We start from the raw sequence: 1,484 nt of genomic DNA on the forward strand, positions 1-1,484 counted from the left end.
CGGAAAAGGCGATATCGGGGAGAAAACACCACACAAGGTCGGTGTTCGCCTCCTCGAACAGTGGCTCCAACAGCAGGACAATGTCGTTCGCGTCGAACCGTACTACGAATACGACGACAGGACGGTGTTCGACGTGGCTGCGTTCAACGACGCTGGCGAACTTGTTTGGATCGGCGAAGCTGAACTCCCGAGCAACAACAGCCACGCACCGGTCGACGACTACGACAAGCTCAGTATGGTGGATGCCGACGCGATTTGGGCGTTCAACAGTCGCCAGACTGCCATTGAGGTACTCGATAGACTTGCCGAAGCGGATCGAATCGAAGAAAGTGTTAGTGGCCGGGCAGCACGGTCGTTCTCGAACATCAAAGACGCAATCAGCGAATTTGATGCAGCAGGCATGACCACGGTTCGAGGCTTCACGAATCTCAAACAGGAGGTCAACCTATGACTTGGCGACAGGCAACCCGTGAAGAGATCTACTCCTACTACGCCGAGGAATTCACCAGCTACGTTGACGACCTCCCTGAGTTCATCACAGCAAACGGGCCGAAACAGTATGCCGTCGCTTTTCGAGACCCACACCCGGTTCGCCAGGACGACGTCCCTGACAAGGACTTCATCCGCCGGGACACATGGCAGACGAATCGGTCCGGTAATCGGACGACTCCCGAGTTCAGCAGCTTTGAGGACGTCGTGGAGTTCATTCAGCACCCTGCTCGCAATGATCCTCTCGGTCAGCGCAACTTCGCACTCGCTGATCCGGCGCTCCTCGAGAAACCAAGTCCACTCCCTGAAGCCGTCTACTATGCGCTGGATCACTGGGAACGGCCATGGGTGCTGCTCGTCGATATCGACGCGAAAGACATCGCTCGGCAACGAGCCACGGATACAGTCTCCGAGGACGGCGACCAAGACAACGAGACACTCCTTGACGCCGCCGGTATTCTCGACGCCGAGCCCGCGGGCTATCCGTATGCCTTCGAGGATATCGACCGCGCTATCGAATACGGATTCGAGGTGCGAGATGTCCTTGAGGAGGACTTCAACGCCGAGGAAACGATGGTCGTGTATAGTGGACAGGGCGTCCACGTCTACCTCCTCGATACGGACCTTGCACATCGATATGACGAACAGAGTCGCGAGGTGTTGAACGACCTCCTCTTAGAGACCTATGACATCCCCATCGATCCCGTCGTGACAGCCGACCGTCGGCGTGTCGCACGCCTGCCTTACTCGCTGCACGCCGATGTCTGCAGTATCGTTCAACCCGTCGAGAGTCCAGACTTCGACGTTCGGTCGGCGACGCCGGAGGTGATTACGGAATGAGTGGGAGTTCCCCGACTGACGACGAAGATATGGCGTATCGAGTTGCGGCACTTCCGCCTGAGTACGGTGACATCCGAATCAACCAACTGTTCACGCGTGGCTACAATCGATACGTTGTCGACGGCGAAGAGCAGCCCGCGGACCTCATGAACGAC

At 57.3% G+C, this 1,484-nt stretch carries 1 protein-coding gene and 2 pseudogenes; all 3 read left to right on the top strand.

All coding sequences use genetic code 11. The features are described 5' to 3' along the window. Nucleotides 1-451 (top strand): annotated as a pseudogene (locus AUR65_RS20320) (ATP-binding protein); the annotation flags it as partial. Beyond that, entirely contained in the window at nt 448-1,329 is an 882-nt protein-coding gene (locus AUR65_RS16125) for a bifunctional DNA primase/polymerase (RefSeq protein WP_058567848.1), read from the top strand. The pseudogene AUR65_RS20320 and the gene AUR65_RS16125, both read left to right, overlap by 4 nt. Further along, nucleotides 1,326-1,484 (top strand): annotated as a pseudogene (locus AUR65_RS20625) (primase-associated protein); the annotation flags it as partial. The gene AUR65_RS16125 and the pseudogene AUR65_RS20625, both read left to right, overlap by 4 nt.

This window comes from Haloferax marisrubri, from assembly GCF_001469875.2.
In the GTDB taxonomy this organism is placed as follows: domain Archaea; phylum Halobacteriota; class Halobacteria; order Halobacteriales; family Haloferacaceae; genus Haloferax; species Haloferax marisrubri.